The sequence below is a fragment of the Glaciimonas sp. CA11.2 genome (assembly GCF_034314045.1).
Classification (GTDB): Bacteria; Pseudomonadota; Gammaproteobacteria; order Burkholderiales; family Burkholderiaceae_D; genus Glaciimonas.
This window is the reverse complement of sequence record NZ_JAVIWL010000001.1, coordinates 3942527-3957526: the sequence shown is the minus strand read 5'-3', so window position 1 is coordinate 3957526 and position 15000 is coordinate 3942527. Positions and strand designations below refer to the sequence as shown.

The window sequence follows — 15000 nt, the reverse complement described above, 5'->3', positions numbered from 1 at the left end:
GGAAGACAACCTAGCCCATCGAGAATCAAAAAAGTGATAGAGCACCGATCTTTGTGCCCGTAACAAAAAGTCGCACCCGTGCTTTACATCTCGCCAGTTGCACAAATACAACATACGTTCCCCATTCTTCATCATCAAAAATTGCTCCAACGATAATGTCGCTTTCAATTCCCTGTGAAAATTTCCACGACTCAATGAGATCCTGATTACGCCTAATCAATAGTAGAAACCCATCCGATTATCAAAGGCGTGGTGTTTAGATAAGGTAAAACGCAGCACTGCTATATCTGAAGTGGTAAATCTCCAAACGCGGCATCAAACACGTATTCACCGGACGTCCATTAATGCGGGGACTATTTATCCTACAAGCGAAACGCCACCTCCAAGCAGGGCGACGATTTCAGATAAGGATGACTTTTCACGAGATTGGCCGTACAGCAAACTGCCTGACAAAATATAGCAAAGTCGCGGAAGTTTTGCCTGAAGACTAATGAGGGACAGGTTGCGAAGATGCGCAAGGAAGATGCGTCTTTATCTTTTCTATTCGTAATACCCTGAGAATTTGAATGTACTGGCTGTGTGACAAAAAAACGAAGATGATTCGCTGACTGTTTCTTTGCCCCATTCCATTCTACAATAGGAATACGCGCCGTCATTTTGCATGTTGCTGTGACTTATTGGGGTGCCTTAGATCAAGAATTCTGCCAGGCTTAAAAGGAGGCAGAATTACACTATTAACTTTTGAACTAATGGATTAATACAGCACAAATAGCAGCATAGTTAATGCATCAACGACGAGGAGGATAAAGATCGCGGCCAACCTCATTAATTTGCTGACGCAAGGCGCGTCGCTCATCAGGTGACAAACGCCCACGCGGAACTGGCTGACCCGAATCTCTGTTGGCACGTTCGTTTTGCCATTCCTGATTGCGATTGCTGTCGTGTTGCGGTTCGTACTGGCGGGAAGAGCGTTGTGGCGACGGCTCTTCACGCTCACGATCTGACCGCGCAGTTGCCCCCGCCATTGCAGCAAGCAACAACAAACAAAGACTCATTTTTCGGAACATCATATTCATAACGTTTTCTTCTGTGAATGCAGGATAACGGTTAAGATTTACCCGCCACAGCTTAAGTGTAAGCCCCCTCACTTTTTGTCATAAGAGGTATTTGGTAAAGTTTGTAACACTTTGTAATCCACGCCCTTCCTGTATATTTTTAATGTGCACTGACGTTACCATACGACTATGAATACTCACAACACCCCTACCCAAACAGCTAACGCCCACCAGTATAAAATTCTTGTGGTCGATGATGACATCCGCCTACGAGATTTATTGCGCCGCTATTTGACCGAGCAAGGCTTTCAGGTGGTCACGGCAGAGAATGCACAGGCAATGAATAAATTGTGGATACGTGAGCGCTACGATCTGTTGGTGCTTGATCTCATGCTACCGGGCGAAGATGGACTCGCGATTTGTCGCCGGCTGCGTGGTGCTGGAGACCAGACGCCGATCATTATGCTGACGGCAAAAGGGGAAGACGTAGATCGGATTGTAGGCCTTGAAATGGGCGCGGACGATTACTTGCCAAAGCCTTTTAATCCCCGCGAGCTGGTGGCCCGCATTGGTGCGGTGTTGCGACGCAAAGGCCCGGATGAATTGCCTGGCGCACCATCAGAGACGCCACAATCGTTTGAATTTGGTGAATTTGTTCTTGATCTGGGAACACGTTCCCTCAAGAAAAGCGGCGAATCTGTGCCACTTACAACGGGTGAATTTTCTGTCCTTAAGGTTTTTGCGCGCCATGCGCGTCAGCCATTGTCGCGTGAAAAATTAATGGAGTTAGCGCGCGGCCGTGAATACGAAGTATTTGATCGAAGTCTTGATGTGCAGATTTCGCGACTACGCAAATTAATTGAGCCTGATCCCGCTAATCCGCTATACATCCAAACTGTGTGGGGACTTGGCTACGTCTTTATTCCAGAAGGTCAACCGCGCTGAATGACCAATTCATGAGCACGCTATGACCACACCACAACGCTTGGCGTGGCTAAAAAGCGGCCTTCTCTGGCGCACCTTCTTTTTAATGGCATTCCTCATCACCATCAGTATGGTGGTGTGGGTTGCCAGTTTTCGCATTGTAGAACGTGGTCCCCGAGCACAGCAATTAGCGGCCCAAATCATTTCGGTCGTTACTATCACGCGGGCGGCTCTCACGCACTCCGCACCGGATTTGCGCCGCGAGCTGCTATTTGATCTCGCCAGCAATGAAGGCATACGCATCTATCCACTCGAAGAAAACGACAAGATTGAGCCACCGCCAGATAGTGCCGTGATGCCAGAACTGGAAGCCGAAGTACGAGCACGCCTCGGCAACGATACAAAATTTTCTGCCAGCGTCAATGATATCGGTGGTTTTTGGGTCAGCTTCACTATTGATGAGGATCAATACTGGCTGATGCTGGATCGTGATCGCGTTGAACGCAGCTCCGGTTTTCAGTGGTTTCAATGGGCGACCGCTGCCATGCTGTTGTCGCTATTGGGTGCGATGTTTGTCTCGGCATTGATCAATCAACCGCTGGCACGCCTTACCGCCGCCACGCGCGCGGTCGCCAAGGGTGAACAACCCGACCGTTTGCCAGAAACTGGTCCTACAGAAATCGAAGAAGCGAATCGTAGCTTTAATCAAATGGTTGATGATTTGCAGCGCGTCGATGCCGATCGGGCCATCATTTTGGCCGGTATCTCGCATGATTTACGAACGCCAATCTCGCGCATGTTACTGGAAGTTGAAATGGCGCATTTATCAGATGAAGCGCGAATCGGCATGCAATCGGATCTGGCACAGATGGACGGCATTATTGGTCAATTTCTGGATTATGCTAAACCAACTGACGTCAGTAGTTTTACCATTATTGACATGACCAATTTTCTCCATGACGTGGAGCAAAATGCCGCGCGTCATACCGATATCGAAATCCATTCCAGGGTTTCCGAGAATCTTTATATTCAGGGAAACGAAACTGAAATACGTCGGGTCTTTACCAACCTGATTGAAAATGCGCGTCGTTATGGAAAGTCCAACGGAACTGACATAGCGGTGATCGATGTCACTGCCATGCTTCAGCATGACAAAGTACTGATCGATATTTCGGATCGCGGCCCCGGCGTTCCCGAGGCTGAAATGGAACGACTACTCAGACCATTTACACGTCTCGATACCGCACGCGGCCAAGCCAATGGATCGGGATTAGGGTTAGCAATCGTGAATCGCGTTATCAAACGTCACGACGGCAAATTGCACCTATACAATCGAAGCGGTGGCGGTTTGTCGGTACAAATCATCCTTCCATTCGTCAAAAACGGCGGCAAATAGCGTTTTCGAAAAAATGTCAGGACTCTTTTTTTGCCAACAACGATAGTCACAAACGGAATAAAAGAACCACCGCCTCGGCAGCAATTCCCTCTTCTCTCCCCAGATAACCTAGCCGTTCGTTGGTTTTTGCTTTCACATTTACCTGACCCGCGGTAATACCACAGTCCTCGGCAATTCTTTCTACCATGAATGGAATATGCGGTGCCATTTTGGGTGCCTGAGCGATCACGGTGCAATCAATATTACCGACCCCAAACCCAGAAATACTGACGCGTCGTATCGCTTCTCGCAATAATTTTCGTGAATCAGCACCGGCAAACTCCGCATCAGTATCTGGAAAATGGCGGCCGATATCGCCAAGTCCTGATGCACCAAATAATGCATCAATTATGGCGTGCAGCAACACATCAGCATCCGAATGCCCTAGCAAACCCAACCGATGCGGAATGGTGACACCACCAATAATCAATAACCGATCAGCGACAAGCGCATGGCAATCGTAGCCCTGTCCGATACGAAACCCTGGTTGACTGCTCATATTTTCTCCCTCAAAAAAATTTCTGCTAATGCAATATCGTGTGGCAACGTCACTTTAAAATTACGAGGACTGCCCTTCACTAACTTTGGCTGCAATCCAAGCATCTCAATCGCACTTGCATCGTCGGTGATGTGCAGCCCTTTCTTAAACGCGTTATCCAATGCACGATGCAACAAGCTATACCGAAACATCTGAGGCGTTTGGGCCGCCCACAATCCTGTGCGCGACACCGTTTCTGTGACTCGTGTCGTCAGCAGCTCTCGATCTTCTGCACCAACGTGACGGCCTTCATCACTGCGCTTCAGCGTGTCGACAACCGGCAAAGCCAGCAATCCGCCAACGTCATCATCGCGCAAGGCCGCAATCAATTGATCAATCAATGTCACCGTTAAACCCGGTCGCGCTGCATCGTGCACCAACACCCAATCGTCATCCGCTACATCGTCACCCATTACATTAAGTCCATTAAGGACCGATAGATGTCGACTTTCTCCGCCGTAATAAAGCAGCGTCACGCGCTCCTGCAAATGTGGCGCAGCAGCCATCAGGTCGGCGATATAGCCGTCCTCCGCACTGACCACCACGAATGTATGCGTAATCGCCGCACAGGCAACAAAGGTGTCCAGCACATGTCGTAACATGGCTTTGCCCGCCAGCGGCAAGTATTGCTTAGGATAATCGGCACCCAAGCGCGCGCCTATACCAGCTGCAGGAATCAAAGCGAAATTACGTGACGAATGCATGCGATTGAATATGGTGAAATTAAAAAAAAGAACATTTGGTCAAGGGTTGCGCAGGTCTCTCATCGACACATCACTTCCAGCGCGACATCTTTTAAAAGATCGTGTGCTTCTCTACAAGCTAACCGCAGTCGTGGTCAATCCACGCAGATTTATGAAGTTATTGTCGATTAGAAAGTTTCCGAACACAGCGCATAAATACCGCCTAACCCTGAGACGACCGCGCTGGCATCCCACATAATAAGGCTGACGAATAGACAATGGCGCCGTAGTTTATAATGTTGCACTGAATTTTAACTGTCAATACAGGTTAATTGTGGCTTTTTTGGCCTTCTCCAGTCGCCGCGTCGCTGAAGCCGATTATTATTATCCTTCACTCTCGCTGTGCTGGTATGGTCAAAGTCATGTCAAGAACGACACGACACTCTTCAGCTGGGTTGGAGGATGGGCAGCACATGCGCTCCGACCATGACCGCGTATTTTGTTCTTAAATAGGTTCCCACATCAAAACCAAAAGCCAGATGTACTTTGATCTAGATAAATCGCTGCCCAAACCGGGCGCTCGTTTCATGCTGCCAGCCGTCCATGGCTCAGCGGATGCTTACGCGTTGGCCCACGCTGCGATAACGCTGAAATCCCGGCAACAAATGTTGACAGTGATTGTCGCCAACGCCACCGACGCGCAACGACTCCTTTCCGAGATTCCATGGTTTGCCGAGCAACATCAGAAGGAAACCGACGCTAAAAGCGGCACTAAGAGTGAAAACAGCGACACTGCGCCTAAGTTTCAAAATCGCAGCAGTTTGCGTTGCCATCTGCTGCCGGATTGGGAGACGCTTCCCTACGATGCCTTCTCACCGCATCAGGATCTGGTGTCGGAGCGCCTCGCCACGTTGTATGAAATTCAAAATGGGCATTGCGACTTATTGATCGTCCCGGCGACCACCGCTTTAGTGCGCATGGCACCGCCCTCGTTTCTGGCTGCTTACACTTTCTTTTTTAAGCAGGGCGAGATACTGGATGAAGCGCGCCTGAAATCGCAATTGACATTGGCAGGTTACAGTCACGTCACGCAAGTGATCTCACCCGGCGAATATTCTGTCCGCGGCGGATTGATCGACATTTTTCCGATGGGTTCAGTTCTCCCCTACCGCATCGATTTGTTCGGCGACACCATTGAGACTATTCGTACTTTTGATGCCGATACGCAACGTTCCTTATATCCGGTCAAAGAAATACGTTTACTCCCAGGACGTGAGTTTCCAATGGATGAAACTGCGCGTACTGCCTTTCGCAGTCGGTGGCGTGAAGTATTTGAGGGTGATCCATCCCGTTCAGCCATTTATAAAGACATCGGCAACGGTATCGCTTCCGCCGGTATCGAATATTATTTGCCGCTATTTTTTGATGGGACTGCGACATTATTTGAATATCTGCCAGAGAACACAACCTTCGCTTTGGTCGGCGATATTAATGACGCGATCATGCGCTTCTGGACCGATACGCAATCGCGTTACAGGTTTTTAAAATCTGATCGAGAACGACCTTTACTTGCGCCAGAAACGATTTTTCTCAGTGACGAAGATTTCTTCAAATTGGTAAAACCGCATGGACGGTGGATTATTCAACAGGATGACGGATTAGCCAACGATAGCAATACTGAATCAGCGACTACGGAATTACCCGCAACAGTATCCTCTTCACCAACGTTATCTGCTGCTATACCAAATATAGCAGTCAACCGGCGGATTGAAGACCCCCTTACCAATTTGCGTGGCTATCTTTTGCAAACAGGCAAACGGGTGTTGATCTGCGCTGAGTCAAATGGCCGACGCGAGACGCTTCAGCAATATTTCACCGAATACAATCTACCGCTGCAACTATCCGAGAGTTACACCGATTTTGTCACCTCGTCGTCGAAGTTGATGCTGGGCGTGGCCCCGCTACACGTCGGGTTCGAACTCAACGATTTCGCCTTCATCACCGAAACCGAACTATACGCAGGCTCCGGGCGGCGTATCGGCAAGAAAAAACAGGAAGGCGCAACGCAGGTCGAATCGATGGTCCGCGATTTGTCGGAACTCAAGATCGGCGATCCGGTAGTCCACATTAATCATGGGATCGGCCGTTACATGGGACTGGTCAGCATGGATCTTGGTGAAGGTGAAACTGAGTTCCTGCATCTCGAATATGCCAAAGATACCAAGCTTTACGTGCCAGTATCGCAGCTACACGTCATCTCACGTTATTCCGGTGCATCTCCCGAAGATGCGCCTTTGCACGCGCTCGGCTCCGGTCAATGGGAAAAAGCCAAACGCAAAGCCGCACAACAAGTGCGCGATACTGCTGCCGAATTACTGAATTTGTATGCGCGTCGTGCATTACGTCAAGGTCATACCTTCGAATACTCGGCCCATGACTACGCCACCTTTGCCGAAAGTTTTGGTTTTGAAGAGACGGTTGATCAAGCCGCTGCAATTAATGCGGTGATCGGTGATATGACCAGTGGAAAGCCAATGGATCGCTTGATTTGCGGCGACGTAGGATTCGGCAAAACAGAAGTCGCCTTGCGCGCAACGTTTGTCGCCGTGCTCGGCGGCAAACAGGTAGCCATTTTGGCGCCGACCACTTTGCTGGCGGAGCAGCATGCACAAACCTTTGCAGACCGATTTGCGGACTGGCCGGTTAAGATTGCAGAGCTATCGCGCTTCCGTTCAGGAAAAGAAATCACGCAAGCGATGAAAGGCATGGCCGACGGTACTATCGACATCGTCATCGGTACGCATAAGCTGTTATCGGACGACGTTAAATTTGCGCGTTTGGGATTGGTCATTATCGATGAAGAGCATCGCTTTGGTGTTCGTCAAAAAGAAGTACTGAAATCGTTACGAGCCGAAGTCGATGTCCTGACGCTGACAGCAACTCCGATTCCACGTACCCTTGGCATGGCACTCGAAGGACTACGTGACTTTTCGATTATCGCAACCGCACCGCAAAAGCGTCTGGCAATCAAAACATTTGTGCGCAGTGAAGATGAATCTACCATTCGTGAGGCCTGCTTGCGTGAGCTCAAACGCGGCGGTCAAGTCTACTTTTTACACAATGAAGTCGACACCATCCTGAATCGTAAGGCAATGCTGGAAGTCCTGTTGCCAGAAGCCCGCATTGCAGTCGCGCATGGACAGATGCACGAGCGCGATCTCGAAAAAGTGATGCGTGATTTCGTTGCACAGCGCTTTAACATCTTGTTATGCACCACCATCATTGAAACCGGCATTGACGTTCCCACGGCAAATACCATCATCATGCATCGCGCTGACAAATTCGGCCTGGCGCAACTACATCAGTTACGCGGTCGGGTCGGACGTTCGCATCATCAGGCTTACGCCTATTTGTTGGTAAACGACGTACAAGGACTGACCAAGCTTGCCCAACGTCGCCTCGACGCCATCCAGCAAATGGAAGAACTCGGTAGCGGTTTTTATCTAGCAATGCATGATCTGGAAATCCGAGGTGCCGGAGAAGTGCTAGGCGACAATCAATCTGGCGAAATGCACGAAATCGGCTTTCAACTTTATTCCGACATGCTCAACGAGGCTGTACGGTCACTCAAAAATGGCAAAGAGCCAGATTTGGCCGCACCACTCTCGACCATGACCGAAATAAATCTGCACGTTCCTGCATTGTTGCCTAGCGACTATTGCGGCGATGTCCACGAGCGTTTGTCGCTATACAAGCGTTTGGCGAATTGCAATGTGCAGGATAAGATTGACGATCTTCAGGAAGAATTGATTGATCGTTTTGGCAAATTGCCAGATCCGGCGAAAGCCCTGATCGAAACGCATCGACTCCGTGTGGCGGCCAAGCCGGTTGGTATCGTTAAAATTGACGCCCATTCAGAAGCGGCATTACTACAGTTCGCCCCGAATCCACCCATCGATGCCATGCGGATTATCGAATTGATCCAAAAGAATCGCCACATCAAACTCAATGGTCAGGACAAATTACGTATTACTATCCCCATGCCGGATTTGGCTGCACGCGTGAATCAGGTGAAGGCAACGATCCGGGCGCTCATTGGCTAATAACTTTTTTCAATTTGATTTAACTGTATCCAAAGTCCTTGAGGTTTTTAGGCCACTTGAGACTTTTATAATACTAAAGTTGAATCAATATCAAGTCAGGCTAATTAAAGTAATAAATCGACCACATTATTCAGTCGAATCAAGATTTCAACCAATATTATAAATACGGTTGAGATGTGTAGATGGATAAACGGATCAACGGATCAACGGATCAATTAGCAGGTATTAAAAAACACGTATTAAAAAATACTTAACAAAGCATTACGAAAGAATGACGACATGAATTTAATCCTGCAAGGCCTGAGCCAAGACCGCGCCGCCGCGACCCACATCGCCAATCTTGCAAGTGGCCGGCTCATAGACCTTTCAGCAACGACTTGGCGCTGTGAGGGTATCGCGATGTCGGATGCGCTGAAGGCTGAAATTGATAGTGCTTGTCACATAGCTAAGCTTGACTACGCGTTCATGACGCCAGAGCGTCAGTTATCCGATTTCAAATTACTTGCTATGGATATGGATTCGACGCTGATCACTATAGAATGCATCGATGAAATTGCCGACATGCAAGGTCTAAAACCACAAGTTGCGGCCATTACCGAGGCTGCCATGCGTGGGGAACTGGAGTTCAACGAAAGCCTGATTCGTCGTGTGGCCTTGCTAAAAGGATTGGATGCATCTGCCCTCGAACGGGTTTATGACGAGCGCCTTCAGCTGTCAATGGGCGCTGAAAAAATGCTAACAGCGATAAAAGCTGCCGGCATCAAAACACTACTGGTTTCAGGCGGATTTACCTTTTTTACTGCTCGCATTAAAAAACGTCTTGGCCTCGACTATACACACGCCAACGAATTAGAAATCGTCGATGGAAAACTCACCGGAAAAGTTATCGGTGAAATCGTCAATGCTGATGTAAAACAACGTACCGTAGAACGTATTTGTACCGAGCTGGGGATTCTGCCAGCGGCGGCAATCGTCATGGGCGATGGCGCAAATGACTTAAAAATGATGCGCGTCGCTGGCCTGTCCGTGGCGTTCCGCGCCAAACCCGTAGTACGCGCTCAAGCAAGTGTGGCCTTGAATTTTGTTGGTTTAGACGGCATCTTGCCACTATTGACCTAATAATCGCGCTGATCCGTAACTAAAAACGGAGAATCTGGTCTCATCGTCTAGTGGCTCGACTTACGCACACTATCATTTTGAAACAATTCAATGCAAGGATCGCTACGATGACACAAGAATTAGTATTCGATAACAAACTGAACTCTTTGAAAAATCTCGCGTGGTGGCTCTATCTATTCCACGGCGCTTGTCTGGTATTTTCTCTTGGACTATTTTCGTTTATTCCGCTCATTATTAACTATATGAAGCGAGAAGATGCCGCAGATACGTTCATCTACAGCCATCACAACTGGCAAATTCGTTCGTTTTGGTGGTATCTGGTCTGGGTTGCGGTTGGCGGCGTCTTATTTTTCACGATTGTCGGTATTCCACTGGCATTTCTCGTGTGGGGTGTCGCCTGGCTATGGAAAGCGTATCGTTTGATCAAGGGCCTACTCGACTTGAATGACAACAAGACTATGCCGATTTAAGACCTGCTTTAGCGCCCATGTCAGCATGGGCGCTAATATAAAAAACTTTAACCAAAAGACTATTCAGAATAACGACGGTTTTATTCAAGTATTCGACGGCAGCATGAGAAAGAGGCGGTGGACAGTTTAAACGGACGATTTAGCCCGTTTTACCTAAAAGTCACTTTCTCGTCTTTGCTGGTTGCGGTGAGATTTTCATGACAACCAGCCCATGATTTGCCGCCATGTGGGGCAATTTTTAATCATTTCAGTTGATTTAGCGCCTGCTCTATATCTGCAATCAGATCCTGCGGATCTTCCAGTCCAATATTAAAGCGCACCAAAATTCCCTCTTCTGCCCAGTCTTTACGCATGCCTTGAATCCGATACGGGACTGCCAGACTATTCGCTCCACCCCAACTAAAACCAATCTTGAACAACTTCAGGCTATCAACAAAACGATCGGTTTGTTCTTCGGTATACCGCCTATCAAATAGTACGGAGAATAAACCGGCAGCACCGGTAAAATCACGCTTCCAGGTTTCGTGACCAGGACAATCGGCAAAAGCCGGATGCAACATCCGCGTAATTTCCGGCCGATTTTTGAACCAGGCGGCTACCGTGCGCGCAGCTGCATCATGCGCCTCAAAACGCAACTTCATTGTCGGTAAACTACGTAGCACCAGATAAACATCATCCATGCCGACGCCTAATCCAAGATTATTAAAAGCGATCTCAATCTTCTTTGCGACTGCCGGATCACGCGTAATCACCGCGCCCATCAATACATCCGAGCCACCGGACTGATATTTGGTCAGTGCATGCATGACGATATCAATGCCGTGATCAAATGCCCGAAACGCCAGACCAGCCGACCAGGTATTATCAAGCGCGACCAAAACGCCGCGAGCATGTGCGGCGGCGCAGATTGCTGGAATATCAGGCACTTCCATCGATACGGAACCCGGTGCTTCGGTCCAGATCAGCGTCGTATTCGGTTGAATCAGATCAGCAATTCCAGCACCAATCATCGGATCATAATAGCGTGAGGTGATCCCGAAATTAGTTGATAGCCAATTGCTCAGCACGCGATTGGAGCCGTACACATTATCAGGCACCAGAACGTCATCACCGCTTTTTAGAAATGCGAAGTCAACCATCGTAATCGCAGCCAAGCCACTAGGCGCGAGGCGACAATGCGTACCGCCCTCGATATCGGCTAGGCGCGCTTCTAGCGTAAAGGTGGTCGGTGTACCGTGCAAACCATAGTTATAAGCACTCTTATCGAGCCAGTCCCGCGCGCGCATCGCGGCGACATTTTCAAACAAAACAGTCGATGCGTGATATATCGGCGTTGGAAATGCGCCAAATCCTTGCGGAGCAACGTAATCGTTGTGAATGATAGAAGTTTGCAGTGACTTTTTGGACATATGGGATTACCCGATTGTTGAATTGATTATTGGCGCAATTACTGACCAGATTGCATACTTACATATTGGATTAATTACAGCCAAAGAGAATGCATTGATTACGACTTGCTTTACTAAACAGGTGAAGCTTGAATCAGGTGCTAATCTTGAAACGAGGTTCAACCACACGCGTTTCAGCTACGAGCATAGCAACTTTTCCAGATGAAGATAAAAGGAATAATCCACATCGCATGATAAATGTGACTTCGCGTCGAAATAATGTTGATTACGATTATTTTTTGGACGATTTTTTGCGTTCTTTGCTGGACTCAACTACCAACACAAAAGACTTGGTAATCGCATCATCAATGGTCGACCAGGTGCCGCTGAATGTCTTGCCATCAAATTGGCCTGACCAGTCGCCAGACACGTCCTTGCCATTAATAGACTCTTCCATGATGACATCGCCGCCGTCATACTCACCAGCCAACAATATTTGGACAGATTGACCGGGAGCCGAATAGGTCCCTTGCAGCCCTTCGGTCGGGTCAGGCTTTAGCTGAAGATGCATTTCAATCGTCGCATCCCCCAACGTACCGCGGAACGACAGCGGTTGCGTGAAAAGGTCTGGTGTAACTTGCTTTTTTGCCGGTTGATCGACTGGAACTGAAACCGGAACGCCAGACATGGCCGAAAATTGCGGCGTCTCTGCTGCAATCGGTGCGGCAACTGCTAAGTGAGAGACTGTCAATAACGCGGTAAGTAAGACCGGAAGTAAGGATGTACACAACTTGGCCCTCCCGGCCGTCCAACTAACGTGATACCTCAACGTCATGCAGACGCCCACAGATCGTGCGAATCTGCAGCGGTAATCGTGACATCAACAAACTCGCCGACGACTAATTTTTTATGCGGCTCGTACGGCGGCTTGACATACACCACGCCATCAATTTCGGGCGCATCTGCGCTCGAGCGCCCAACACCACCACTACCATCGATTGAGTCGATCAACACCCGCATGGTTTTGCCGACTTTGGCTTTCAGTCGCTTTTTAGAAATTTCTTCTTGTAATAACATGACACGGCCACGACGTTCTTCACGCAGCTCTTCTGGAACAGGATTGGCAATCTCATTCGCGGTCGCACCGTCTACAGGAGAATAAGCAAAACAACCCAAGCGATCGATTTCAACTTCTTTCAAGAAATCCAACAGATATTCAAACTCCGCTTCGGTCTCACCTGGAAATCCAGCGATAAAAGTCGAGCGAATAGTAATGTCCGGGCACATTGCACGCCACGCCTGAATACGCTCAATATTCTTCTCGCCATTGGCAGGGCGCTTCATCCGCTTCAATACATCGGGATGTGCATGTTGCAGAGGCACGTCCAGATACGGCAAGATTTTTCCTTCAGCCATCAAAGGAATGATGTGATCAACGTGCGGGTACGGATAAACATAATGCAGGCGAACCCACGCACCATATTGCGCAGCCAACTCACCCAGCGCGGTTACCAACTGGGTCATGTGGGTCTTGACCGGCTTGCCATTCCAGAATCCCATGCGGAATTTAACATCGACGCCATAAGCGCTGGTGTCCTGAGAAATAACGAGTAGTTCTTTGACCCCGGCCTTAAAAAGGTTTTCAGCTTCCAGCATGATGTCGGCGACTGGGCGCGATACGAGGTCGCCACGCATCGATGGAATAATGCAAAAGGTGCAGCGGTGATTGCAGCCTTCAGAAATTTTCAGGTACGCAAAATGTTTGGGTGTCAGCTTGACCCCTTGCGGTGGGACCAAATCAAAAAAAGGCGCATGCGGCTTTGGGAGATGCTTATGCACCGCAAACATGACTTCAGTCAGCGCGTGTGGACCAGTCACTTCCAGCACTTTTGGATGAATTTTTTTGATGATATCGTCACCGGCGGCATCTTTTTTGACGCCTAGACAACCAGTGACAATCACCTTGCCGTTTTCGCTAAGGGCTTCACCGATGGCATCGAGAGACTCTTGCACGGCAGCGTCGATGAATCCGCAGGTGTTCACGATCACCAGATCGGCACCATCGTAAGACTTGGCAGTTTCATAACCTTCCGCACGTAATTGCGTTAGGATTTGCTCGGAATCGACCAACGCCTTAGGACAACCAAGGGAGACGAATCCAACTTTAGGGGCAACCGGAACGGCTACAGGAGTAACATTTGACATGATGGAGAAAATGGGGACGAAGCGAAGGCGCCATTGTACCCCTTCCGCTGACATGGACACCTTAGAACCTGTTTTAGATGAGATTTCCCTTTTTGTGGATGGAAAAATCTGTCTCATCTCTTCGTTCGAGGTGGTATTACCTCCTGAGAGCGCCACTTCAGCGACCACACTTCAGCGGCCCCACCTTTTATTATATTAACTTGTTAGGCGGGTAGAGCCGCATTACTCGCAACATGTTACGGCCGCCTGTAAATGTATGCTGTTTTAGACACCAACCATCATTTTTCGTCTTTATCGGACGGCGGCGGGACAAAGGGGAATGTGCCAAACATATTTTTGCTTTGATTTTGCATTTTTTCCTGCATCTGAACAAATAATGTTTTGCTTTGCTCAATGTAGTTGCTCATCATGCCTTGCATCATTGGGCCCTGTACATTCATGAACTGTGCCCACATTTCAGGGCTAAATGGCTTACCTTCGTAAAAACCTTTAGAATTTTCAGTCAGCTTATTTTGAATATCGATGAATGCCTGGATATTTTTTTCCAAGTATGACCCCATCATGCCTTGCATGGCGTGACCATAATAGCGAATTATTTGAGACAACGCTGCGCTCGAAAACATCGGCGTTCCGTTGGACTCCTCTTCCAGAATAATTTGTAGCAATATACTTCGCGTCAAATCCTCATCACTCTTGGCATCAATCACTGCAAACTCTTCGGTTTCAAGCACTAACTGTTTGACGTCAGTCAATGTAATGTAAGAACTAGTCTGCGTATCGTAAAGGCGGCGGTTCGGGTATTTTTTGATCAGGCGCACAGAAATTTTTTTTGGTGTGGTCATGGGAATTTCCAGTTTATCGCGCATAAACGCATTTCAAATCAAGCATGTAAGTCAGCTCCCTCTTACACAATACAGTACACCGCTTGAAACGCGGTCAACTTACAGTATCATATTGCGCCAATTGCGCTAAGTTGTGGGATAAAAAGAAATAATGCAAGGCAACCGATGACGTTAGACTCCTTCTCACGCTAGTGTGAAAAGGAGTCTACCGGTACAAAAGACACGGATTACAGGGCCC

At 48.5% G+C, this 15000-nt stretch carries 12 protein-coding genes; 5 read left to right on the top strand and 7 right to left on the bottom strand.

From position 1 onward, the window contains the following. Window positions 1-788: 788 nt before the first annotated feature. Window positions 789-1076, bottom strand: coding sequence for a hypothetical protein (locus RGU75_RS17135; RefSeq protein ID WP_322238031.1), 288 nt, complete (start codon window positions 1074-1076; stop codon window positions 789-791). Between the two features lie 168 nt (window positions 1077-1244). Between RGU75_RS17135 and ompR the strand changes: the two genes are divergently transcribed. Both ompR and RGU75_RS17125 read left to right on the top strand, forming a co-directional pair. Then, window positions 1245-2000: a two-component system response regulator OmpR gene (gene ompR / locus RGU75_RS17130; protein WP_205321144.1), complete on the top strand. Its 756-nt coding sequence runs from the start codon at window positions 1245-1247 to the stop codon at window positions 1998-2000. Between the two features lie 22 nt (window positions 2001-2022). Continuing rightward, the gene (locus RGU75_RS17125; protein WP_322238029.1) at window positions 2023-3375 is read left to right on the top strand and encodes an ATP-binding protein; all 1353 of its coding nucleotides are present in this window, start codon (window positions 2023-2025) and stop codon (window positions 3373-3375) included. A 46-nt stretch (window positions 3376-3421) separates the two neighbouring features. Here the strand turns inward: RGU75_RS17125 and ispF are convergent, their stop codons facing one another. Both ispF and ispD read right to left on the bottom strand, forming a co-directional pair. Further along, entirely contained in the window at window positions 3422-3913 is a 492-nt protein-coding gene (ispF, locus tag RGU75_RS17120) for a 2-C-methyl-D-erythritol 2,4-cyclodiphosphate synthase (RefSeq protein ID WP_322238027.1), read from the bottom strand. Beyond that, the gene (gene ispD / locus RGU75_RS17115) at window positions 3910-4656 is read right to left on the bottom strand and encodes a 2-C-methyl-D-erythritol 4-phosphate cytidylyltransferase (protein ID WP_322238025.1); all 747 of its coding nucleotides are present in this window, start codon (window positions 4654-4656) and stop codon (window positions 3910-3912) included. The genes ispF and ispD overlap by 4 nt, the downstream gene beginning before the upstream one ends. A gap of 518 nt (window positions 4657-5174) precedes the next feature. On the opposite strand from ispD, the gene mfd reads away from it, so the two are divergent. From mfd to RGU75_RS17100, 3 genes are all read left to right on the top strand, one after another. After that, a complete protein-coding gene (gene mfd / locus RGU75_RS17110; RefSeq protein ID WP_322238023.1) occupies window positions 5175-8738 on the top strand; it encodes a transcription-repair coupling factor in 3564 nt (1187 codons plus the stop codon). A gap of 279 nt (window positions 8739-9017) precedes the next feature. After that, entirely contained in the window at window positions 9018-9857 is an 840-nt protein-coding gene (gene serB, locus RGU75_RS17105) for a phosphoserine phosphatase SerB (RefSeq protein ID WP_322238021.1), read from the top strand. A gap of 107 nt (window positions 9858-9964) precedes the next feature. Continuing rightward, a complete protein-coding gene (locus RGU75_RS17100) occupies window positions 9965-10327 on the top strand; it encodes a DUF4870 family protein (RefSeq protein WP_322238019.1) in 363 nt (120 codons plus the stop codon). A gap of 242 nt (window positions 10328-10569) precedes the next feature. Here RGU75_RS17100 and RGU75_RS17095 read toward each other — a convergent pair whose 3' ends face one another. From RGU75_RS17095 to phaR, 4 genes are all read right to left on the bottom strand, one after another. Continuing rightward, a complete protein-coding gene (locus tag RGU75_RS17095) occupies window positions 10570-11736 on the bottom strand; it encodes a cystathionine beta-lyase (protein ID WP_322238017.1) in 1167 nt (388 codons plus the stop codon). 271 nt (window positions 11737-12007) lie between these two features. Continuing rightward, window positions 12008-12505, bottom strand: coding sequence for a hypothetical protein (locus RGU75_RS17090; protein ID WP_322238015.1), 498 nt, complete (start codon window positions 12503-12505; stop codon window positions 12008-12010). A gap of 41 nt (window positions 12506-12546) precedes the next feature. Then, window positions 12547-13920, bottom strand: a complete 1374-nt coding sequence (gene rimO, locus RGU75_RS17085; protein WP_322238013.1) for a 30S ribosomal protein S12 methylthiotransferase RimO — start codon at window positions 13918-13920, stop codon at window positions 12547-12549. Window positions 13921-14198: 278 nt separating this feature from the next. Next, a complete protein-coding gene (phaR, locus tag RGU75_RS17080) occupies window positions 14199-14762 on the bottom strand; it encodes a polyhydroxyalkanoate synthesis repressor PhaR (protein WP_322238011.1) in 564 nt (187 codons plus the stop codon). Window positions 14763-15000 lie beyond the last annotated feature (238 nt).

Coding starts and splice junctions, on each gene's coding strand:
- RGU75_RS17135 (WP_322238031.1), bottom strand. CDS start 1,076: ATGAATATGATGTTCCGAAAAATGAGTCTTTGTTTGTTGTTGCTTGCT.
- ompR (WP_205321144.1), top strand. CDS start 1,245: ATGAATACTCACAACACCCCTACCCAAACAGCTAACGCCCACCAGTAT.
- RGU75_RS17125 (WP_322238029.1), top strand. CDS start 2,023: ATGACCACACCACAACGCTTGGCGTGGCTAAAAAGCGGCCTTCTCTGG.
- ispF (WP_322238027.1), bottom strand. CDS start 3,913: ATGAGCAGTCAACCAGGGTTTCGTATCGGACAGGGCTACGATTGCCAT.
- ispD (WP_322238025.1), bottom strand. CDS start 4,656: ATGCATTCGTCACGTAATTTCGCTTTGATTCCTGCAGCTGGTATAGGC.
- mfd (WP_322238023.1), top strand. CDS start 5,175: ATGTACTTTGATCTAGATAAATCGCTGCCCAAACCGGGCGCTCGTTTC.
- serB (WP_322238021.1), top strand. CDS start 9,018: ATGAATTTAATCCTGCAAGGCCTGAGCCAAGACCGCGCCGCCGCGACC.
- RGU75_RS17100 (WP_322238019.1), top strand. CDS start 9,965: ATGACACAAGAATTAGTATTCGATAACAAACTGAACTCTTTGAAAAAT.
- RGU75_RS17095 (WP_322238017.1), bottom strand. CDS start 11,736: ATGTCCAAAAAGTCACTGCAAACTTCTATCATTCACAACGATTACGTT.
- rimO (WP_322238013.1), bottom strand. CDS start 13,920: ATGTCAAATGTTACTCCTGTAGCCGTTCCGGTTGCCCCTAAAGTTGGA.
- phaR (WP_322238011.1), bottom strand. CDS start 14,762: ATGACCACACCAAAAAAAATTTCTGTGCGCCTGATCAAAAAATACCCG.